The organism is Enterococcus pallens ATCC BAA-351, assembly GCF_000407485.1.
In the GTDB taxonomy this organism is placed as follows: Bacteria; Bacillota; Bacilli; order Lactobacillales; family Enterococcaceae; genus Enterococcus_A; species Enterococcus_A pallens.
The window spans coordinates 882,034-903,511 of the sequence record NZ_ASWD01000001.1 but is presented as its reverse complement, the minus strand read 5'-3'; the positions used below and the strand labels follow the sequence as shown (position 1 = coordinate 903,511).

At 41.6% G+C, this 21,478-nt stretch carries 20 protein-coding genes and 1 other annotated feature; of the genes, 12 read left to right on the top strand and 8 right to left on the bottom strand.

Going from position 1 to position 21,478, the window contains the following annotated elements; all coding sequences use genetic code 11:
- Positions 1-989: 989 nt before the first annotated feature.
- Positions 990-2,057 carry an iron-containing alcohol dehydrogenase family protein gene (locus I588_RS04365; RefSeq protein WP_010757729.1) on the bottom strand — a complete coding sequence of 356 codons (1,068 nt, stop codon included), beginning with the start codon at positions 2,055-2,057 and terminating at the stop codon, positions 990-992.
- Between the two features lie 136 nt (positions 2,058-2,193).
- Positions 2,194-2,428: a binding site (T-box leader), on the top strand.
- Between the two features lie 59 nt (positions 2,429-2,487).
- On the opposite strand from I588_RS04365, the gene I588_RS04360 reads away from it, so the two are divergent.
- The 6 genes from I588_RS04360 to trhA all read left to right on the top strand — a co-directional run bounded on the left by I588_RS04360 (position 2,488) and on the right by trhA (position 6,953).
- On the top strand, positions 2,488-3,312 hold the full coding sequence (locus I588_RS04360; RefSeq protein WP_010757728.1) for a MetQ/NlpA family ABC transporter substrate-binding protein: 825 nt from the start codon (positions 2,488-2,490) through the stop codon (positions 3,310-3,312).
- Positions 3,313-3,328: 16 nt separating this feature from the next.
- Positions 3,329-4,345, top strand: coding sequence for a methionine ABC transporter ATP-binding protein (locus I588_RS04355; RefSeq protein WP_010757727.1), 1,017 nt, complete (start codon positions 3,329-3,331; stop codon positions 4,343-4,345).
- Positions 4,342-5,004 (top strand): methionine ABC transporter permease, encoded by a 663-nt coding sequence (locus I588_RS04350; protein ID WP_010757726.1) that lies wholly within the window; start codon positions 4,342-4,344, stop codon positions 5,002-5,004. The genes I588_RS04355 and I588_RS04350 overlap by 4 nt, the downstream gene beginning before the upstream one ends.
- A gap of 2 nt (positions 5,005-5,006) precedes the next feature.
- A complete protein-coding gene (locus tag I588_RS04345) occupies positions 5,007-5,786 on the top strand; it encodes a carbon-nitrogen family hydrolase (protein WP_010757725.1) in 780 nt (259 codons plus the stop codon).
- A 143-nt stretch (positions 5,787-5,929) separates the two neighbouring features.
- Positions 5,930-6,229, top strand: coding sequence for a hypothetical protein (locus tag I588_RS04340; protein ID WP_034693725.1), 300 nt, complete (start codon positions 5,930-5,932; stop codon positions 6,227-6,229).
- 85 nt (positions 6,230-6,314) lie between these two features.
- Entirely contained in the window at positions 6,315-6,953 is a 639-nt protein-coding gene (gene trhA, locus I588_RS04335; RefSeq protein WP_010757723.1) for a PAQR family membrane homeostasis protein TrhA, read from the top strand.
- A 52-nt stretch (positions 6,954-7,005) separates the two neighbouring features.
- Here the strand turns inward: trhA and I588_RS04330 are convergent, their stop codons facing one another.
- Together I588_RS04330 and I588_RS04325 are read right to left on the bottom strand one after the other, a co-directional pair.
- A complete protein-coding gene (locus I588_RS04330; protein ID WP_010757722.1) occupies positions 7,006-7,185 on the bottom strand; it encodes a hypothetical protein in 180 nt (59 codons plus the stop codon).
- Positions 7,186-7,266: 81 nt separating this feature from the next.
- Positions 7,267-8,442 (bottom strand): AI-2E family transporter, encoded by a 1,176-nt coding sequence (locus I588_RS04325; RefSeq protein ID WP_010757721.1) that lies wholly within the window; start codon positions 8,440-8,442, stop codon positions 7,267-7,269.
- Positions 8,443-8,658: 216 nt separating this feature from the next.
- Between I588_RS04325 and glpK the strand changes: the two genes are divergently transcribed.
- The gene (gene glpK / locus I588_RS04320) at positions 8,659-10,164 is read left to right on the top strand and encodes a glycerol kinase GlpK (protein ID WP_010757720.1); all 1,506 of its coding nucleotides are present in this window, start codon (positions 8,659-8,661) and stop codon (positions 10,162-10,164) included.
- Positions 10,165-10,337: 173 nt separating this feature from the next.
- On the opposite strand, the gene I588_RS04315 is transcribed toward glpK, so the two are convergent.
- The 4 genes from I588_RS04315 to dapA are packed head-to-tail and all read right to left on the bottom strand — an operon-like array spanning position 10,338 to position 13,958.
- Positions 10,338-11,531 (bottom strand): glycosyltransferase, encoded by a 1,194-nt coding sequence (locus tag I588_RS04315; RefSeq protein WP_010757719.1) that lies wholly within the window; start codon positions 11,529-11,531, stop codon positions 10,338-10,340.
- A 60-nt stretch (positions 11,532-11,591) separates the two neighbouring features.
- The gene (dapD, locus tag I588_RS04310; protein ID WP_010757718.1) at positions 11,592-12,305 is read right to left on the bottom strand and encodes a 2,3,4,5-tetrahydropyridine-2,6-dicarboxylate N-acetyltransferase; all 714 of its coding nucleotides are present in this window, start codon (positions 12,303-12,305) and stop codon (positions 11,592-11,594) included.
- A 10-nt stretch (positions 12,306-12,315) separates the two neighbouring features.
- Positions 12,316-13,071 (bottom strand): 4-hydroxy-tetrahydrodipicolinate reductase, encoded by a 756-nt coding sequence (dapB, locus tag I588_RS04305; RefSeq protein ID WP_010757717.1) that lies wholly within the window; start codon positions 13,069-13,071, stop codon positions 12,316-12,318.
- Positions 13,068-13,958 (bottom strand): 4-hydroxy-tetrahydrodipicolinate synthase, encoded by an 891-nt coding sequence (gene dapA / locus I588_RS04300; protein ID WP_010757716.1) that lies wholly within the window; start codon positions 13,956-13,958, stop codon positions 13,068-13,070. The genes dapB and dapA overlap by 4 nt, the downstream gene beginning before the upstream one ends.
- A gap of 519 nt (positions 13,959-14,477) precedes the next feature.
- Here dapA and I588_RS04295 point away from each other — a divergent pair.
- Both I588_RS04295 and I588_RS04290 read left to right on the top strand, forming a co-directional pair.
- On the top strand, positions 14,478-14,969 hold the full coding sequence (locus tag I588_RS04295; protein ID WP_010757715.1) for a CD3072 family TudS-related putative desulfidase: 492 nt from the start codon (positions 14,478-14,480) through the stop codon (positions 14,967-14,969).
- Between the two features lie 5 nt (positions 14,970-14,974).
- Positions 14,975-15,523, top strand: a complete 549-nt coding sequence (locus tag I588_RS04290; RefSeq protein ID WP_010757714.1) for a CD3073 family putative ECF transporter S component — start codon at positions 14,975-14,977, stop codon at positions 15,521-15,523.
- A gap of 107 nt (positions 15,524-15,630) precedes the next feature.
- Here the strand turns inward: I588_RS04290 and I588_RS04285 are convergent, their stop codons facing one another.
- Positions 15,631-16,578 carry a helix-turn-helix transcriptional regulator gene (locus I588_RS04285; protein ID WP_010757713.1) on the bottom strand — a complete coding sequence of 316 codons (948 nt, stop codon included), beginning with the start codon at positions 16,576-16,578 and terminating at the stop codon, positions 15,631-15,633.
- Between the two features lie 170 nt (positions 16,579-16,748).
- Between I588_RS04285 and I588_RS04280 the strand changes: the two genes are divergently transcribed.
- The 3 genes from I588_RS04280 (at position 16,749) to lysA (ending at position 21,462) form a co-directional block, all read left to right on the top strand.
- Positions 16,749-18,785: an FAD-dependent oxidoreductase gene (locus I588_RS04280; RefSeq protein WP_010757712.1), complete on the top strand. Its 2,037-nt coding sequence runs from the start codon at positions 16,749-16,751 to the stop codon at positions 18,783-18,785.
- 216 nt (positions 18,786-19,001) lie between these two features.
- A complete protein-coding gene (locus I588_RS04275) occupies positions 19,002-20,162 on the top strand; it encodes a M20 metallopeptidase family protein (RefSeq protein WP_034693344.1) in 1,161 nt (386 codons plus the stop codon).
- A gap of 1 nt (position 20,163) precedes the next feature.
- The gene (lysA, locus tag I588_RS04270) at positions 20,164-21,462 is read left to right on the top strand and encodes a diaminopimelate decarboxylase (RefSeq protein ID WP_010757710.1); all 1,299 of its coding nucleotides are present in this window, start codon (positions 20,164-20,166) and stop codon (positions 21,460-21,462) included.
- The last annotated feature ends 16 nt before the right edge of the window (positions 21,463-21,478 follow it).

The window sequence follows — 21,478 nt, the reverse complement described above, 5'->3', positions numbered from 1 at the left end:
TTCTAATTAAAGGTTGACCTTAATTATTCATTAGTACGTGATGATATTCTGAATTAAAAGATAAAAGTTTACCTTAATTGGAATATTAAGAGGATTCACTGAATTAAACATTGAATCTCAAAGATGAGCTATTACCAATTGCGATGATTGCAGTAAATTGAAGTGTATTTTCAAGGTAAACTGCAAATTATCTATATAAAAAGTAAACCTTCATTTGTATGTTTAAAGGTTTACTTTTTATATAGACATTGATATATCAGGGTTTCCGAGCTTTTAGCCCATATGAAAAAGCTTTAAAAAGTAAACTTTTATTTTTTTGAGGTAAACCTTTCAGGAATATACATAAAACAAGCTAAATAAGGTAAACTTTTTTATCTTGTTTAAAAAGTTTACTTTAATTCAAGAGGCTGATTTAATGCTATTATTTTGAGGTATACTGTATAAAATGTTTATTCTAAAGTAAACCTTGGATACTATAAATAAAAAGTAAACTTTAATTTGAATTACTTATGTTAACGTGTTTATTTGAGGTGTACTTTATTACTGGCCTATTAAAAAGGACTGATAAGGTAAACCCTATATCCTCATGAGTTGAGTTCTTAATGGTGTCTCAAAGGTAAACTTTAATAATTTTTCTATTAAAGTTTACCTTTTATTTGTTTCTTATTAAGGTAAACCTTTGATGTTATCACTGATATGAAAGCAACTATTTGAAGTAAACCTAAAATAATTAGATAAATTAAAGTTTACTTTTTTTATAAAAAGTTTACCTTAACTAAACCATGAACAGGAAATTAGCTACGTATAATCAGTAGCTATATAGATTATTGGAATATAAAGTAAACCTCAAGATAAAAAAAGTTTACTTCAATATAAAATGCTGATATATAAGCCTTAGCGCAAATAAATATATAAAGTAAACCACAAAAAATCCTATCAAGATATGCCTGATAGGATTAAAGTAAACTTTATTTGTTTGAGGTAAACTTTTAAAGTGATTCAACCACTTGAATAGCTTGGTAAACCTGTTCTGGAGTTATTTCAGGATCAATCATTCTAAAGGTTTCTTCTTCACTGGCTGCATGATCGGTACAAGGTTTCAGTGCCTCGGCGTCTGTTTGAGTCACGTTTAGTTCAGCTAACTTTAAAGGTAAGCCTGTTGCTTGGTAGAAGTCCTTTAATTTTTTGATTTCATCAATTTCGTTGGTGTGAGCTAACTGAACGAGGATTCCGTAAGCTACCTTGTTACCATGCAGTTGATTGTGTGTAGATTCTAAATATGAAAGACCATCATGGACAGCATGGGCACCAGCCGAACGTCCATAGGTAGCTGCAAATCCTCCGGTTTCACCAGCTAAGCCAATAATCGTATCCGCCACACGTTCAAAAGCAGGGGTGATTTGCTGGTTTTCCAAGTCTTTGATCCCTTGAATAGAGTCCTCCAGCAGAATATCTAAGATAACCTTTGCACTAGCGATACCTAAACGAATGTAAGCGCTCTTTTCGTCCGCTGACAACTGTTCAGTAATTCCTTTAATTTCATACCATTTAGCGACAGTATCGCCGATTCCAGCTACGAAGTAATCCTTTGGTGTAGCTAATAGGAAGTCATAGTCGATTAAAGTTAAGTAAGGTGCACGGGTCATGAACCCCATCTCACGGAAGGTGCGATCTGGATGATATACGGCCACGATCGGTGTAAACGGTGCACAATTTGAGATTAGGGTAGGGACCATGATGGCATCAATATTCATTTCATCAGCTACTAATTTTCCAGTATCCAAAACCCGACCACCGCCGATAGCGACGATCACATCTGCTTCGCCAATTTCTTCAGCGATCCGGTGTGCATCCTCGCGGCTAGCACTGCCATCATAACGAAAAATCGGGTATTCAAGTTCTTTTTTATAGTAATCTGAAAAGATTTGATAGGAAATAGTTCCAGTAACGACAGCTACTTTTTTGAAGGGTTCCAAATATTGAGGTAATTCGTGTAAAATGTTCTTTCCGGTGGCGTAGCGATTGGCGCCAGGACGTACTTCGGTTGCTAGGTTCATTACAGCTTCAGCTCCTTGATTTTTGAATTGAAACTAGTCTAAGCCTTTCTATTATTAAAGTCAACTGTGATTTTTATGAATAAAAGTGGTTGACAAATGAAAAATAGATGAGTAATATACTTAGCATATCAAAAGTTAAAACGTGATGAAGAGAAAAGTATAGATGATCAAGCATCAAAGAGAGCCTGGGTAGGTGAGAGCAGGTATGCAGCGGCATTTAGAAAATGGTCTCTGAACGGTGGCGTCGATAAGTAGGCGTCAACGGGGTAGCGCTCGTTAGACACGCTCTAGTATGCATACGTACTAGTGAAGGCAAGAGTTGCGAGACTTTTGCGAATAAAGGTGGTAACGCGAGTAAACTCGTCCTTTTTCCAACTCAATTGAGTGGAAAAGGGACGAGTTTTTTTAGCTTAAAAATTAGGGGGAATTCATGATGAAAAGATCACACACATTATTAGTAGGAACATTGGCATTGGCAGCATTGGTATTTGCTGGTTGCGGAGGCGGCAGTGATAAATCAGCAGCCTTGGATGAAAAAGAAGTGACAGTGGGTGTTACTTCAGGTCCACATCAAGAGATTCTAGAAGAAGTAGCTAAGCAGGCAGAAAAAGACGGCTTAACTATTAAAATTAAAGCATTTGATGATTATAATACACCGAATACCGCATTAAATGATGGGGACTTGGATGCCAACAGTTACCAGACGATTCCGTTTTTGGATCAGCAAGTAAAGGATAAAGGTTATGAAATTGAGCAAGCCTTTGAAACAGTAGCCTTTCCGTTAGGCGCTTATTCAGAAAAGGTCAAGAATTTGGACGAATTGAAGGACGGCGATAAGGTTGGAGTGCCAAACGATCCAACTAACGAGTATCGGGCATTGAAGCTTTTAGAGGACGCCGGTGTGCTTACCTTAAAAGAGGGGGTAGCGGTGCAGGCAACTAAGAATGATGTAGAAGACAACCCAAAGAACATCGAAATTATCGAATTGGAAGCTTCACAGATTCCTTCTCAGTTAGGTGAATTGACTGCGGCAGTTATCAATACCAACTTTGCCTTCAGCGCAGGTTTGACGATCAATGACGATTCGATCTTCCATGAGCCGTTGGTAGACAATCCATATCCAAATGTTTTCGTCGTTCGCAGCAGCAATAAAGAGGATGCAGTAGTGAAGGAAATTGAAAAATATTACCATTCAGATGAAACAAAAGAATTTATTAAAGAGAAATACAAAGGTTCGGTTGTTCCTGCCTTTTAGATTGAGGGGAAAACAGATGATTGAGTTAAAGCAGGTATCTAAAACCTATCAGCAAAAAAAGAAAACTATTGAAGCAGTAAAGGACGTCACGCTATCAATTAAAAAGGGTGAAATTTTCGGTGTAGTAGGTTACTCAGGAGCAGGGAAATCCACCTTGATTCGTATGATCAACTTTTTAGAACCGCCCACCAAGGGTGAAGTTTGGATCAATGGACGCAATTTAAACGAGCTCACTAAAAAGGAGCTGCTGCTGGCACGCCGCAAGATCGGCATGATTTTTCAAGGCTATAACCTGCTTTCTACTGCGACTGTTTATGAAAATATTGCTAAGCCCTTGAGCTTAGAAGGGGTTCCGGCACCAGAAATCAAACAGCGGGCAGAAAAATATTTAACCTTGGTTGGACTGATGGATCGCAAGGACAATTATCCTTCCCAATTATCTGGGGGACAAAGACAGCGGGTAGCAATTGCCCGCGCTTTGGCTCATGAGCCAGAGATTTTGCTATCAGATGAAGCTACCAGTGCTCTTGATCCAGAAACCACGGAATCGATTCTTGAGCTTTTGCTGGAGATTAATCAGGAGCTGGGTATCACCATTTTCCTGATTACCCATGAAATTGATGTCGTGCAGCGTATTTGTGATCGGGTAGCGGTAATGGAAGAAGGGGAAATCATTGAGGAAGGTCCGGTGATTGAGGTTTTCACACAGCCGAAAAAAACTACGACCAAACGCTTTATCGGTGCCAATGAAAATTATAATGTGCCGGAAGAAGTGCTGAATGTCTACAAGCAAACCGGCCGGCTGCTGCATCTGCAGTTTATTGGTGAAGAAGCTACCGAACCGATTTTAGCTCGTGTTGCTCAGGATTATGTGGTAACACCGAATATTTTGAGCGGTAATATTAGTTACTTGAAGGAACAGCGTCATGGGCAGCTGCTGGTTCAGCTAGCTGGCGGCAGTGAAGAAGACTATCAAAACGCTAAAGCCTATATCGCTTTACAAGGTGTTTTTATTGAGGAGGTGCAAGCATGACCCAATTTTATGAACAATGGGGAGCCGTTATTGTAGAAGGCTTAGGTCAAACCTTGATCATGGTAGTGATTGGCTTAGGAATTTCCATTTTAATAGGTATTCCGTTAGGTGTTCTGCTGGTATTGACTCGACCAGGTGGATTGAACAGCAATCCTACCGTTTATTCAGTATCAAACTGGTTAATCAATATTTTACGCTCACTGCCATTTATTATTATGCTCTTTCTGATCTTGCCAGTAACCAAGTTTATTATGGGAACAACAATTGGTGTGCGCGGTGTTCTACTGCCTCTAATTGTATATACGGCGCCTTATCTGGCCCGCCTGGTAGAAACTTCGCTGTTAGAAGTAGACGGTGGTGTAATCGAAGCCTACCAGTCTATGGGGATCAGCAATTTCAACATTATTAAGACTGTTCTGTTGCGAGAAGCCCGCGGGGGAATTATTCGAGGCTTGACGATTGCTATGATCGGCTTAATCGGTGCAACCGCAATGGCTGGTTTAGTTGGTGCAGGTGGCTTAGGGAGTATTGCTTACCAATATGGTTTTTTGCGGAATGAACCGGCTGTGATGTATGGTACAATTATTTTATTGATTATACTAGTGCAAATCGTTCAGTCTGTAGGGAATTTAATTGCGAAAAGCTTAGATCGGAGCTAATCATGAAAATCACTTTGCTGCAAATGGATATTCAATATGGTCAGCCGCAAGCTAATATGTTCCATGTGGAACAGTGGTGTGAAACAGCAAAGCTGGTTCCACATAGTCTGGTGATTTTGCCAGAAATGTGGAATACCGGCTATGATTTGACCCGTTTAGCCGAAATAGCCGATGTTAAGGGACAGCAAACCCAAGTCTTCCTGTCTCTGCTGGCTAGAAAGTACCAGATTTACCTTGTAGGCGGCTCTGTTGCGCTGAAGCGGGGAAATGAGTATTACAACACTACTTTTGTTTATGGACCTTCTGGTGAGTGTTTAGGCAGCTACAATAAAGTCCATCTATTTCGTTTGATGCAAGAGGAAAAGTTTTTGACCGCCGGAGATCAGGGGTTGTCAGTGGATTTGGGGGAGACGGTCCTTTCCTGCATGATTTGCTACGACCTGCGTTTTCCAGAATGGTTTCGTAAGCAAGCTAGTGAAGCAGGAACTAAGCTGTTTGTAGTACCAGCACAATGGCCGTTGGTACGTATTGATGCTTGGAGAAAGCTGCTGCTGGCTCGAGCGATTGAAAACCAAGCCTTTGTGATTGGCGTGAACCGTGTCGGGAGCGATCCAGACAATCAGTTTGGCGGCCATTCAATGGTGGTTGATCCTTTGGGGCAAATATTGCTGGAGCTGGATGAACAGGAAACAGCTGGGACAACTACGATTGATTTAGCATTGATTGAAGAGGTACGAAAGGGGATACCGGTGTTTCACGATCGGCGCCCGGAGCTTTATTAGACCTGAGAGGGTCTTTTTTTTTTATGGGCGAAGATCCTGCCTTAGCATATACGGAGAAAGAACGACTCTTATTAAGAAAAGCTGCCATTTTTTTGATTGTCGTAAAAAAGCAGTATAATGAAAGAGACGAGTGGAGGAATGAGATGAAAGCCAAAGATTTATTAGCTGCATTGCAGGTGGATGCGGATGATAGCTTCAATAACTTATCAACAATGATGTATGTTTACGCAGATAGTAAAGAAAAACCAGTAAATCGTCTGGTTGTGGATAAGGCAACGGATGAAATTATAATTAGACAGGATCCGAAACAGCCGGCTCTAACAACAAAAGAATTTGTTACCACCTTGAATCGGTATAAAGAAGCGGATCTATATTTATTAGGGGAAGAAAAACGACTGATTTACGGCTATCGTCTGATTAAAGATGGGATCGTTATAAGCTGATTCGCCATGTAGTTTTGATAACTAGATTGAATTGTTTTTCTAATCATGTTATACTGTTATCAACAATTAATTTGAGGTGAAATGTATGAACGCAGAGTTTAGTCGCAGATACTTAATTACAAATGAAGTATTGAATGCTGTAACACACGGGATTGCGGCCGTTTTTAGTTTAGTCGGAGTTGGGTTCTTATTGCAAAAGGCAACAACGAATCTTGACTATGTTTCTTTTATCATTTATGGCATATGTTTGTTTGTTCTTTTCTTTGCTTCTACTTTGTATCACAGTTTGATCTTTACCAAGGCGCGAAAGATTTTTCAGGTCTTTGACCACTGCTCGATTTTTTTACTGATTGCTGGCACGTATACACCGTTTTGTCTGCTTCGGATTAAAGGGATATTAGGAGTTATTTTGCTGGTAGTGATTTGGTTAGCGGCAGTTGTAGGAATTATTTACAAGAGTATGACCTTGACTAAAAGGAGCAGCGTTTCCAATATGTCAACGATATTATATAATGTAATGGGGTGGGCCGTCGTTATTGCTTTACCCGTTTTATACCAAAGTATTGGAATTAAAGGTTTACTTTTATTGGTAGGAGGAGGACTTTCCTATTCCATTGGATCATTATTTTATAGCATGAAAAGCAAGAAGTTTACTCATGTTATATGGCATTTATTCGTTATACTAGGTGCTTTGTTGATGTTCTTTGCAGTTTACCTTTATTAGCTGAGTGTTGGAACTATAAAAAAACCACTACATCTGTAGTGGTTTTTTTATCTTATTTTTTTGCTTCGTCTAAAGCAATTTCGTAAGCTTCAATTTGAGCATACAACCGTTGGATTTGAATTTCGTTTTCAATGTAGTTGATGGAGTTGCCCAAGCTTTCGCTGCGACGATCTTCTAAACGTTCAACTTCTTTTTTAGCTTCAATTAACTTACTGTTTAAAAATTTTTCCATGATCCTTCACTCCATTTCTTTGATTGACTCTAAATTAGCACTTTTGTTGAGAAAATACAAAAGAATGGACTTGAGAACTGGTTACAAGTAATCATCCTCAGAAAAATCGGTATTCTGATAAGTACCCTTTTCACCGAAATAATGGTTGTAGCGCTGTTTGAACTTGCGGAAAGTAAATACAACCAGCAGCTTAATCATTGAGTAAATAGGAATTCCAAAGATTACGCCAACCAGTCCTAACAGATCACCCATGACTAATAAAACCACCAAAATAGTCACTGGATGAATCTTCAATCGATCACCCATTACCCTAGGCACAACGAGATCACCATGGAGCATTTGTACCGCAAACCAAGCGATGCCAAATTTAACGACCATAAAAGTTGAGTCCTGAAAGGCAATAAAAAGTCCCGGAAAAAAGGCCAAAAATGCACCAATATAAGGAACAATACTTAAGATGCCGGCTGCGATGGCGATAACCGTGGCAAATTCCATACCAATTAATAAGAAAACCACCCAATAAATAGCTCCTAATAAAAGTGAAGCAATCACCTGTCCCTTCAAAAAGGCTCCTAGCTGTTGATTCGCAATTTTTGTCAGCTCCTGAACATCGTCGCGAAATCTAGGTGGTACAATCGCAATGAATGATTGATAGAGCTTATGAGGATTCTTAATTAGAAAGAATGCGACAATTGGTCCAGTAAACAAGGTAATAGCTACACTAGAGACTGCTGAAAAGATCGTACCTAAGCCTTTTGCTCCTTTTTGCCAATTGCTAGCAATAAAGTTGGCAAAATCCTTCACAAGGTTATCAATCGATGCCATAGCTTCATCCGATTGCGCTGCAAAAGGGGTATTGTCTAACAGCTTTTGGACAGTTTCCTGAAAGTCATTGAAGAATACCGGCAACTGTTCAAATAAATCGGAGGCTTGATGTTCCACGATTGGTCCCAGCTGAAAGCCGCCAATTACTATAGCCCCTAAAATCACAACATAGCTTAGTCCAATACTTAATCCACGAGACAAACCTTTCTTGCTCAGAAAATTGACAATCGGATTAAACAAATAATATAGCAGCAAAGCAAAAATCATCGGTGGCAAAATTGTGGTAAAAATAACTACTAAGGGATGGAAAATGAAAGAAATTTTGTTTAGCATGTAGATAGTAACCGACAAAAGAGCCACCAAACCTATCAGATAATAGGACGTTTTTCCACCAAAAAAGGCAATTAATGGGGATTTATCATCATTTTTCATAAAAGCACCTCTTTTCAAATGTATTCCTTTTCAGTATAACGAAAGATAAGCTACGTGTATATGTGAAAGTTTCAATTGATTTTCATTTTTTGAAAAAAAGGGACAAGATTGTATTATTTGAAAGCGTTTTTCTTTATGGTATATTTAAGATGTAAATGTTCTTTTTGGAAATATTTACGGCGAGTAAAAAAGTAAAATAATAAAGGAGCGGAACGTATGGAATCTTACATTATGTCGATTGACCAGGGAACAACCTCTTCACGCGCAATTATTTTTGATAAGGCAGGAAAGCAAGTCGCTTCGTCACAAAAAGAATTTAAACAGTATTTTCCTAAAGCAGGCTGGGTGGAACACGATGCCAATGAGATATGGAATTCAGTACAATCAGTAATTGCTGGGGCTTTGATTGAAGGAAGCTTAAAGCCTGATCAAGTGGAAGGTATCGGAATTACGAATCAACGGGAAACAACGGTTGTTTGGGAAAAAGAAACAGGCTTGCCAATCTATCCAGCGATTGTTTGGCAGTCAAAACAAACGAGTAAAATCGCCGATGAATTAAAGGCTGCGGGACATCAGGAAATGATTCAAAAGAAAACAGGTTTGCTGATTGACTCTTATTTCTCAGCGACTAAGGTTAAATGGATTTTGGATCATGTTGAAGGGTCACGGGAGCGTGCTAAAAATGATGAATTGCTTTTTGGTACGATTGATACTTGGCTAGTTTGGAAACTGACAGGTGGTAAGGTTCATGTAACGGATTATACTAATGCCAGTCGGACAATGCTTTACAATATTTATGATTTAGAATGGGATGAAGAAATTCTGCAGCTGCTGGATATTCCTAAAGTAATGCTGCCAGAGGTAAAATCTAATTCCGAGATTTATGGTTATACAGAAGATTATCATTTTTATGGCAATAATGTTCCGATTGCAGGTATGGCAGGGGATCAGCAGGCAGCATTAGTTGGACAGTTGGCCTTTGAAAAAGGGATGGTTAAAAATACCTATGGAACTGGAGCATTTATCGTCATGAATGCCGGTGAGGAGCCAATTTTATCTGAAAATGGTTTGCTGACTACCATTGGATATGGAATTGACGGGAAGATCACTTATGCACTAGAAGGTAGTATATTTGTAGCCGGATCAGCAATTCAATGGTTGCGTGATGGCTTACGTATGTTCCAAACGGCTCCAGAATCAGAAGAATATGCTAAACGAGTAGAAGACAGCGGCGATGTGTATATGGTCCCAGCATTTACTGGTTTAGGGGCTCCTTATTGGGACCAAGAAGCACGGGGAGCGATCTTTGGTTTAACTCGCGGGGTAACGAAAGAACATTTCATTCGAGCAACTTTGGAATCTTTGGCGTATCAAACTGCTGATGTTGTTAAAACAATGTCCATGGATTCTGGAACAGACATTAAATTGCTGCGGGTAGACGGTGGAGCGTCTAAAAATGATCTGCTAATGCAATTCCAAGCGGATATTTTACAAACACCAGTTGAACGAGCACCATTCCTAGAAACAACAGCATTAGGTGTAGCTTACTTGGCAGGTTTGGCAGTGGGTTACTGGAAGGACATTGAAGAAATCAAGAAGTTCAAAGAAGATGGTGTTCGCTTTGATCCGAAGATGGATCAGGAGCGGACCGATGATTTGTATGCAGGGTGGCAGGAAGCAGTAAAAGCTACCATGCAGTACAAGCATCAGCCGAAAACTTAAGGATGACCTAGAGGCTGTGACATTAGTCTTTTTAACAGATGGAATTCCGAACTATATTGGATTTGCGACTACGGTCTAGTAGGTCCTCGTCGCAAATCCACAATATTTAGTGTTTCTTACTAGATATCGTTCGTGAAATTCAGATCTGTTTTTACTAATGTCACAGCCTCTTTTTATGCTAGATACCTTTGTCGAATAAAATTTGCTGCGTGAATAGCACCGTCTCCGTGAAACGTTTCCGCTAACTCTTGAGCCTTTTGGTAGTAGTTTTCCGTTTGGATACGTTCAATAGCACGGTGCAGCTTAGTCTTAGAAAAAGGGGTGGGCTTTAAACGAATTGCATTACCATAATGTTCACAATATTTAAGATTCATGACTTGTTCTTGTTGAAGGCCAAAACCAATAAACGGTTTAGCTGATAGACAGGCTGTTTGAACGGTGCCTTCACCACCGTGAATAATAGAGAAACTCAAATAGGGTGCCAGCAAAGGAACCGGCAGCAATTCTGTAATTAAAATCGAAGAACCTTCGAAAGCTTCAATTGTTTCTTCAGACAGGTATTGTTTAATTGGTGCAATGACTAAAAAATCTAACTCGCGAAGCACGCGCAAAATATTCAGGGCTAAGCGAGAGTTGCCAGAACTGCCTAGTGCGAAATAAACAATCGTTTGCTTCTGCTTTTTCGCCTTCAACAAGGTATCTTGCAAACGATTAGGCAGAGTATCTCCTAATTGAGCAAAAATAGACCCTACATCATGGTAGTTTTCGGGGTATTTTTGCCAGCTAGTAAATTCGCGAAAGGTAGTGATGAGATTTTCATCGCCATCTAATAGGTCAATACTATGTTTAGGCAGCGATAACTGGTGTGCTTTAGCAACTTCACGAAATACCTTCGGCTGCCATGTTACTTTCAATAAAAGGGTGTCAAACCAGGAGTGCCGATCGTTTTCCAGCTGCGGTCGTGACATGGCATAGGGCTTAACATAAACCAAAGGAATTTTAGCAATTCGAGCACTGAGAAAAATTGTAACATTCGTTCCGGTAATAACCGCGGCGGGCTGTTTCTCGGCAAGGTAGGTTAACTCACTGTCAACTCGAGCAGAAAGCAACTCTTTCGTGAAAGGATTTTTCACCGATTTCATTTGATCTAATGCTATAATTTGCTGTTCCTGTTCTTTAGTCAAGACTGGTGAAAGTAAGGAAAAGTTAAAGCCGTTTTGACGAATCAGTGGAGCGTACGTAGGTGAGAAACCAAAAAAAAGGCAGTTGCAGCTATTCCGTAGTTGTTTCGCAACTTCAATCATTCGAGTGGTTTCAGCTAAGTTAAAGGTAGCAGGAGCAAAGACAATCGTTTTTCTTGTAGACATAACAAACCTCCTTTTATGATAGAAAAACGCGCACCTTAAACAAGATGCGCGTCAGAAACGTTATTTGCGGAGATCATCCAAAAATTCAGTTTTCCCAGCCGTTTTTTCATCTTTCATTTTGACAACGCGAGCAGGTGAGCCAGCTACAACAGCTCCTGCTGGGACATCCTCAGTTACAATGGCACCGGCAGCAACCACGGCATCCTTGCCAACACGCACGCCTTCTAGCACGACAGCATTAGCGCCAACTAAAACATTGTCTTCTACAATAACTGGAGTGGCACTAGGTGGTTCAAGTACACCAGCCAACACCGCCCCGGCTCCAATGTGGGCGTGTTTTCCAACAGTTGCTCGAGCTCCTAAGATAGCCCCCATGTCGATCATGGTTCCTTCCCCGACTTCAGCACCAATATTAATGATAGCCCCCATCATGATTACCGCGTTATCGCCAATTTCAACGCGGTCGCGAATCATCGCTCCTGGTTCAATTCGAGCATTTACTTTAGTGAAATCAAGCATTGGAATAGCGGAATTACGGCGATCATTTTCTACATGGCTTTCCAAAATACGATCAGCTTGTTGTTCCAGTAATGCCTGTACGTCTTGTGCGTTGCCAATCCAGATCCAAGAGTGTCCTTGACCGAAAATTTTTACCTTGTCACTTTTAACACCGGCCAAGTCGCCTTGGACGTAAGCCTTAACGGGTGACATTTTTTCTGCATTTTTAATATATTTCGCGATTTCATATGGATCGGTTAATTTCTCTTGGGTCATGTGTAAATCCTCATTTCTCATCAATTAATTGTTCCATGTCATACAAGCCAGCAGGTTTCTGACTGACATATTTTGCGGCCTTCACCGCACCGTTAGCAAAAATGTTGCGGGAAAGAGCTAAATGGTTTAACTCAATTACTTCATCTGGTCCAGCATATAAGACGGTATGCTCTCCGGGAATTGTCCCGCCGCGAACAGCATGAATGCCTAGCTCGGACAAGGGATTGGTCAAATCATTGCCATGTCGGCCATAGATGTAGGTTTTCTTTTCTTCGACGGCATCATTGATCGCATCGGCCAATAGCAGCGCTGTTCCGCTAGGAGAGTCCTTCTTTTGATTGTGATGCTTTTCAATGATTTCCATGTTGAAATCATCCTCTAATAATGGCGTGATTTCGCGAATGGCTTTAGCCAAAAGATTAATTCCAATTGACATATTAGCGGAAAAGAAGACCGCGGTCTTTTTGCTGGCTGCCAGCAGTTGTTTCTTCGTTTCCTCATCCAGTCCAGTAGTCGCAATAACGACCGGCAACTGTTTTTCAACACAATACGCCAATACAGCAGGTGTAGCCGTGTAATGAGAGAAATCAATTACCACATCAGCAGCTACAGCGCAATCAGCGATGTTTTGAAAAGTAGGAAACTCTGCCTCAAAGGCTTCGCGATCAATACCAGCAACAACCTGCATGTTATCAGCTGCGATGATCATTTCCTGCAAAACTTTCCCCATACGGCCGTTCGCACCATTTAAAATGACTTTGATCATGCTTGAACCTCCAAGCCATAAGCCGTCATTTCTTTCTTCAAACGCTCAACAGTTTCCGGCTGTGCATCATTTAAAGGCAGACGGAAGTAAGGATCGATTTTACCTAGCAAACCAACCGCTGTTTTTACTGGAATTGGGTTTACTTCACAGAACAAGGCATGGATTAAAGGTAATTGATCCAGCTGCATTTTTCTAGCTAAATCATAATTACCATCTAACACGGCTTGCGCTAATTCATGCGTTTGACGTGGTGCAATATTGGCAATAGTTGAAATAATTCCTTTACCGCCTAAAGCCATCAATGGTAAAACTTGATCGTCGTTTCCAGAATACACAGTAAAATCATCGGAAGCTAAACGACAAATGTCAGCAATTTGCGAAATGTTCCCGCTGGCTTCTTTAATACCGACGATGTTAGGAATGGTAATCAATTTTTCTACCAATGCAGGAGTTAAATTCATATTGGTTCGTGACTGAACGGAATACAAAATAATTGGCAGGTTTACGCTTTGAGCGATTTTTTCATAGTGTAGAAATAATCCTGTATCAGAAGCCTTATTATAGTAAGGAGTTACAATTAATAAAGCGTCGGCGCCGACGCTTTCTGCGCCAGTCGATAATTCGATCGCGTGGTTGGTATCATTCACACCTGTACCAGCAATAACCGGTACGCGACCTGATGTCTTCTTCACAACTGCCTCAATGACACTGATATGTTCATGGTTAGCTAACGTAGACGCTTCACCTGTGGTACCACAAGCGACAATTGCATCGGTACCTTCATTAATTTGCCATTCAACCAGCTCTTCTAAACGTTTATAATCAACTGCACCGTCTTCTTTCATTGGCGTAACGAGAGCGACTGCTGTACCTTCAAAGATGCTCAAATAAAACACTCCTTTGTTTGTGATTTAAAAGGATGAAAATGCCTAAGAGATCGATAAATAATCCTTTAATTATTCGAATTATATACCAAATCATTAGAATCTGTCTATTCGTTTTCTAATCCTTTTTTCGTAAATGAATAAAAACTCAAGAGATTTGCCGCAAAAAGTAAGCTTTATTCAGGAACAAGATCCGCGACAAAAGGCGGTTTGACAGGAACTGCAAACTAGTTATAATCAATTCAGAGTCGTCTTTCCACGAAAAAATACCGCTAGTTATTCTGTTTAGTGAAAAGTTGCACATTTTACTTAGTCTTGTTATCATCAGATGATTCATTTCAATAGAGAAAGGAGAGAGCTGCGATGTATCGGAACTATTCGTGAGTATGAGCAAAACCAACACTTAGAGGTTCTAAGAGAATAATTGACTTGCTTTTTAAACTGAATGGTTTCTTAATGAACGTGAAAAGACTCTCTCATTCTGCTGGATAAAGCAGGGCAGTTAGAAATGGATGGAAAATAATGAATCAACCAGGCAAGAAATTAGTAGCAGTTTCTCATTGCGTGTTGAATCAAAATGCGGTGATTCACGGCTGGGAACGAGCCAGTGGGGCGTTTCCTTTTGCGATTGAGCTGCTTAAACAGGGCATCGCAATTATTCAATTGCCTTGTCCTGAATTCATCACATTAGGAGCTGCTCGACCACCAATGACTTATGAAGAGTACGCGCAAATTCCTAACTATCGTAAGAGCTGCCAGGAGTTGTTGCAGCCGATTCTACAGCAAATTCAGGCCTATCAGGAAGAAGGCTATGATTATTTAGGAATGATCGGTATCAATGAAAGTCCCAATTGCTCAATTACGGGGCAAAGAGGCGTTTTAATGGAAGAATTTTTTACTATGTGTGAAGTATGCGGCATTTCTTCAGACTTTTTTGAAGTGCCGGTTTGGTACAGCGAAGAGCACCAAGAGAATATGACCGAGCTGTTAGCTCAATTTCTGGAAAGAGAGTAATTATCATGAAAAATACTACTAAGATTTTAGCGATGTGCGCGATTGCCGTTGTTTTGAATGTTGTGTTAGGAGAAGCTGTTTCAATGCTGAAAATACCGTTGCTGTTTTTAGACACGATGGGGACAATTTTTATTGCGGCTAATTTTGGAATGAAATATGGGATTTTGACAGGTGTGACAACGAATTTACTGATGGGCTTAATCAGTGGGCCGCTGTCCATTCCTTTTGCTTTAGTGAATGTAGCGGTAGCTATTGTAGTCGCTTTATTAGCTAAAAAAGGTTTTGGCTATAAGCAAGCGTTGATTGCAGGGGTGTTGCTGGCAATTATTTGTCCGATGATTGGTGCACCGATTCGCTTAGCGCTATTCGGCGGTTTTACTGGGTCAGGAACGGACATCGTTATTTTGGCGTTAAGGGCTTCAGGTAAAGAGATGATTAGTGCAACCTATTGGGGCGCAGTAGCTGGAAATATTGTTGACAAGATTGTTTCCTGTTTGGTTGTCGCTTGGTTCATTCAATTACCGCAGCTGAAAAAATATACAGCATCTTTTTAACTAATCATCCACGTGCGAGCTGATCTTTCTATTGATTGGCTCGTTTTTTTGTAAGAGCTGGAAAAAATCTTCCTACCTTCTGAACTAGAACGGCAGGAAGATTTTTGTTAGTTGAGCAGTGGACAGTCAGAAGCGGCGAAGCGATCCTGAGTTAAAAAGCTTTGCATCCTTCTCCGATACTCCAAGGGCGATTGATGATATTTTTCTTTGAAGCACTTGCTGAAATAAGCCGAGTTGTTGAAGCCACACTGAAAAGCTATCGCTGTAGCTGGCTGGTTGGTCTGAAATAGTTTAACGGCAGCTAGTGCTAAACGTGTATCTTTAAGATAGCTGCTGAAGGAAAGGTCGGCTGCTTGAAAAACTTTTTGCAGTGTGCGAACCGATGTTTGACAAGCGTGAGCCGTTCTATCAATCGTCAGCGTCGTATCCCACAAGTAGGAACGGATATAATCAGCGGCCTGATTTAGCAGCATTTCCTCAAGAGAGTAGGGTTCCTTTTGAGCCAGCCAGTCGCAAAGCAAGCAAATGAAGTGGTGTAAAATCAGTTTGTTTTCTTCTATAGAAGTGTAAGGAAACTGCTCTTCAAAGGTGAACATGCTTTCTAGCAGGTAACGTCCGGTTCCTCTTCTACAATCTAAAATGGTATTGACTGTAGTAGGACGTAATAAATTGCGAGTATGGCCATTTTTTTCAATAAATAAGTTAATGCCTTCTGTGGGCTGCTGTCGATCGTAGATACTTATGGTGTTGAGATCAAAAATTCCGAGGGTATGGTCTTGCAGTACACTTTGATGATCTCCACTGGAATGGATTTCATAGCCGCGACGAATAAACCGCAGGCCCAAATAATCCTGAGGAGCATCTGGAACACGGGAAAAAATTCCCTGCGAGCAATCCACTACACTGTAGGTCAACACCGTATTGTCCAGCTGATGAATGCGGGAAATTGTCAAGCCGTTGCTAGTGCTGCTTTTGATGGTATAACGGAAATTCAAATGAGCCAGTCCGTCTGAGTAATCTTGAGCTTTCAAAAAGCGTTGATACCTATGTTCCATGGATCGTTGCTCCTCTCGCGTGATTCTTATAGGGTGGCGGCGTAAAAGTGATAGTTTTTCTATGACAGGATCGTATACTTAAAGTATATAGCATGATAGGGTTTTCACAAGCGTTTTTTTGTCAAAGAGGAAGAAGCAAGGAAAGAACTTTTTTACGAGGAGGAAGCTGTATGGAAACAAAGTATCAAGCACTCTTTTCACCGTTGAAGATTGGGCCAGTGGAAGTGCCCAACCGGATTGCCATGATGCCCATGGGGGTCTTTTCCCCACGCCTGTTGAGTATGGAGACGATCGCCTACACTAAGGATGGCGCGGATTACTATATCGAGCGAGCCAAAGGTGGGACCGGCTTGATTATTACCGGATTAATGCCTGTTGTGGACAATATGGGATTTTGTATTCTAAGCAATCCTGAAGGCTATGTGAAGGATATGAAGTATTTGACGGAAGGGGTTCATGCGGCGGGCAGTAAAGTATTTGTTCAGTTGACGGCGTTGACAGGAAGAGCCAATCACGGCTTAACCGGCATTACACCGGCTCCAGCACCGATTCAAAATGTCTGGGACCCTACCAAGATCGATATTGGCATGACCAAGGATGAGATTCATCAATATGTGAAGAATTTTGCGGAGGGAGCTAAGTTGGTTCAAGAGGCTGGCGGAGATGGCGTAGAGATTCATGCGGTGCATGAAGGCTATTTGCTGGATCAGTTTGTTATTTCCTTCTTTAATCGTCGGACCGATGAATATGGCGGCTCGTTGGAAAATCGTTTGCGGATTATTAAAGAAATTGTCGAAGCGATTAAAGAAAAATGCGGGGCAGACTTCCCCGTTTCTATGCGCTATAGTGTAAAAAGCTACATTAAAGACTTTAACCGGGGCGCGATTCCTGGCGAAGAATTTGAAGAAAAAGGCCGCGATTACGAAGAGTCCTTCGTGGTGGCGAAAAAGCTAGAGGAATTCGGCTATGATATGTTAAACTGCGACAACGGCAGCTACGATTCCTGGTTCTGGGCACACCCACCTATGTACATGCCAAAAGCTTGCAACCTGGAGGATGTGATCAAGCTCAAGTCTGTAGTGGATATTCCGATTGTTTGTGCGGGGCGTTTTGACGATCCTGAATTGGCAAATCGAGTGATTGAAGAAGGTCAGCTGGACATGATGGGGATGGGCCGGCCGCTGTTGGCTGATCCAGAAATTGCCAATAAGTTTGCAGATGGTCGTTTAGCAGATGTTCGGCCATGTATTTACTGCCATCAGGGCTGTTTGGGTCGGATTTTCCAAGGAAAAGACATCTCCTGTGCAGTGAACCCAGCCTGCGGTCGAGAAAAGAGCTTTGCGTTAACCCCTGCCAAGACACCTAAGAAAGTGTTGGTTGTCGGCGGCGGGATTGGCGGAATGGAGGCGGCTCGCGTGGCGGCCATTCGCGGTCATCAGGTGGATTTAGTTGAGAAAACAGATCAGTTGGGTGGTGTGTTTGTTGCTGCGGCAACCCCTGATTTCAAAGAGGATGACCGCCAGCTGCTGGAATGGTACAAAAAACAAATGAAGGATCTGGCTATTAATGTACAAATGAACACCGAAGCAACCGAAGCTATGACACAGGGCTACGACGAAATTTTTGTAGCTACTGGTGCGAATGAAAGAAAACTAACTACCCCAGGCTTCGATAGTGACCACGTTACCTATGCAATTGAAGCGTTGCGCTATAAAGAAATTACTGGTGAGAATGTTGTTATTGTTGGCGGTGGCCTGACTGGCTGTGAAATTGCCTATGACTTGGCTCGCAAAGGCAAAAAAGTAACCATCATCGAAGCTAGCGAAACCATTCTAAATGCCTTTGGGTTGTCCGCAGCCAATTACAACATGATGATGGAGCTGTTGGATTACTATAACGTGCGCGTAATCAAAAATGCGGTGGTTGATAAATACGAAAACGGTGTAGCTTACGTAACGGAAACCATTAAAAACTATCCAAACGTAGCCAATCGTGCCCAACACATGTTTGCACTCGGCGTACAAGGAATGCCAAAGCCCCATGAAATTCCAGCAGATAATATTGTGGTATCCGTTGGTTATCTGCCAGATGACCGTTTGTATCAAAGCATCAAAGGAGAGCAGGTGTACCTGATCGGCGATGCTAAGAAGCCAACGAATGTCATGGATGCAATTTGGGCCGCGTATGAGACCGCGATGAAGGTCTAATTTCCTGAGTATATAAATAGAAGAAAAAAGGCAAACCTGAGCAGGGATTTTTTTCCTCTAGGTTTGTCTTTTTGCCATGTCTCAGTAAGTTTTCCTTTAAGGTAGGCAAAAGATGCAAACTTCACTAGACAATTTGAGCATTTATACTATAATATTAGAAACTATCAATGCTATTTTAATCAAAAAGACAGAATAATTTCACTGGCGAAGGATGATATGATGATCGAGCTTGAGATACAAGAATTAGAAGAATTAGTTACTAAGATGCGCCGGGAGCTGCACCAAATTCCCGAACTAGGCTTGGAGGAATTCCAAACTGCTAAATATATCCGTGAAAAGTTGGCTTCCTTTGGCATCACTGAAATACATGAAGTGGTCAACACCGGCACGATTGCGGTAATCCGCAGTGAACGTCCAGGTAAGACAATTGCCTACCGTTCAGATATCGATGCGTTACCGGTGGAGGAACAAACAGGCTACGAATTTGCTTCAAAGACAACTGGAAAAATGCACGCCTGCGGCCATGACGGCCATATGTCTACCTTGTTAGGCTTTGCGGCGTACTTAACTAAGCATCCTGAAAAGGTGCGCGGCACGATCGTTTTGGTTTTCCAACCGGCTGAAGAAGGACCAGGCGGGGCACAGCTGATCGTGGATACGGGTATTTTACAGGAGCTAGGTGTAGATGAAATTGTCGGTCTGCATGTCTTTCCTGATCTGCCGGCGGGTCAAATTTCTTGTCGTCCAGGACCAATGATGGCCCGCAATGCTGAAGTAACGATTATCGTGAAGGGTCTCAGCTCGCACGGAGCTCAGCCGCAGCAGGGGGAAGATGCGATCGTGGCGACAGGGGGAATTATTTCTGGATTATCCAGTATCCTAGCCCGCAACATCAGTCCGCTGGATAATGTCGTGTTGACCTTTGGAACCATCCATGGCGGAGAAGCGATGAACATCATCGCCCAGGAAGTTGTGCTGCATGGTACGATGCGGGCTTTTGATGATAAGGTCTATGACGAAGTTGTTCGCCGAATTGACTTAATTGCTTCAGAAATCGCTAAAGGCTACGGCTGTGAAGCGGAAGTTATCTTCAATCACATGTATCGTGTGGTGGATAACGATGCTCGTATGGTGGAAGTTTTGGAGAAAGTGGCAGCCGATTATTATGTGGAAACACCTCCGTATTTAATCGCAGAAGATTTTTCGATGTATCAAACGGTTATGCCAGGGATGTTTTTCTTCTTGGGCATTCGTGACGAGGAAAAGGGCTATACTTATCCATTGCACAGCGGCAAAATGAAATTTGACGAAAAACACTTGTTATTAGGTATTCAGACATTTGCTAACTTGATCGATGCACTAAACGAGGGGGAATAAGATGGAACTGACAGTAAAAAACGGCCATTTATTTTGGGATGGCTGCGACACAGTGGATTTAGCTAAAACCTACGGAACACCGCTTTATGTTTTCTCACAAAGCATCATTGAAGAACGCTGCCAGGAATTGCGCCGCGACTTTGTTGATAAATACGAAAACGTGCGGGTAGCCTATGCCAGCAAAGCTTTTTCAACCATGGCGATGCTGAAAATTATCGAAAAACAAGGCTTCTCATTGGAGGTTCTTTCCGACGGCGAACTGCATACAGCTTTACAGGCAGGCTTCCCGGTAGAAAAAATCGAAATCAACGGCAACAACAAATCAATGGTTGAATTAGAAATGGCGATCGATCATGGGGTAGGCCGGATTATCGTAGATAGTCTGCAAGAGGTGGATTTAATTTCAGCCATGGCGCAAGAAAAAAATAAAACAGTCAATATCTTATTCCGTATAACGCCTGAAGTAAATGTGGCGACCCATTCATTTATTTCAACTGGGCAAAAGGATTCTAAATTCGGAATTCCTATCAATGATGATATTTTGTTCCCTCAGGTACAAAAAGCAATCGAAGCAGCTGGAATCAATTTCTTAGGCTTCCATTTTCACGTGGGCAGTCAGCTGTCAGATAATAGTGCTCATCTTGGCGCAGTAGACATTGCGCTAGATTTAGTAAAAATGGTGAAGGAACGCTTTGACTACGAAATCAGTGAATTGAATTTCGGCGGCGGCTTTGGCGTCCGTTATACCGACGAAGATATTCGCCAGCCATTTGCTTATTTCTTGGCACCAATGATGGATAAAGTGTTGGCATTCTGTGAAAAGGAAAATTATCCGCAGCCAGCTGTTGTAATCGAACCTGGTCGAAGTATCGTTGCCGAAGCAGGAATTACCCTGCACACGATCGGCGCGATCAAAGAATTGCCAGGAATCCGGAAATATGTCAGTATAGACGGTGGGATGACCGACAATATTCGCCCAGGATTGTACGATGCCAACTATACTGGTGTGTTAGCTAATAAAGCCGATCAGGCGGCAGCCGAAACAGTCACAGTTTCAGGTAAAGCTTGCGAAAGTACCGATATTTTGGTGAAAGATCTTGAGCTGCCCAACGTGGAGACAGGAGATATTTTTGCCACCTTCTCAACAGGTGCTTACGGCTATTCAATGGCCAGCAATTACAATAAATTGGCGATTCCAGCTGTAGTGTTGGTTAAAGATGGCCAGGCTGATTTAATCGTAAAACGTCAAAGCTTGGATCAAATGATCCAAAACGAAGTGATTCCCGAATCACTGAAATAAGTATGCTAGGAGCAAC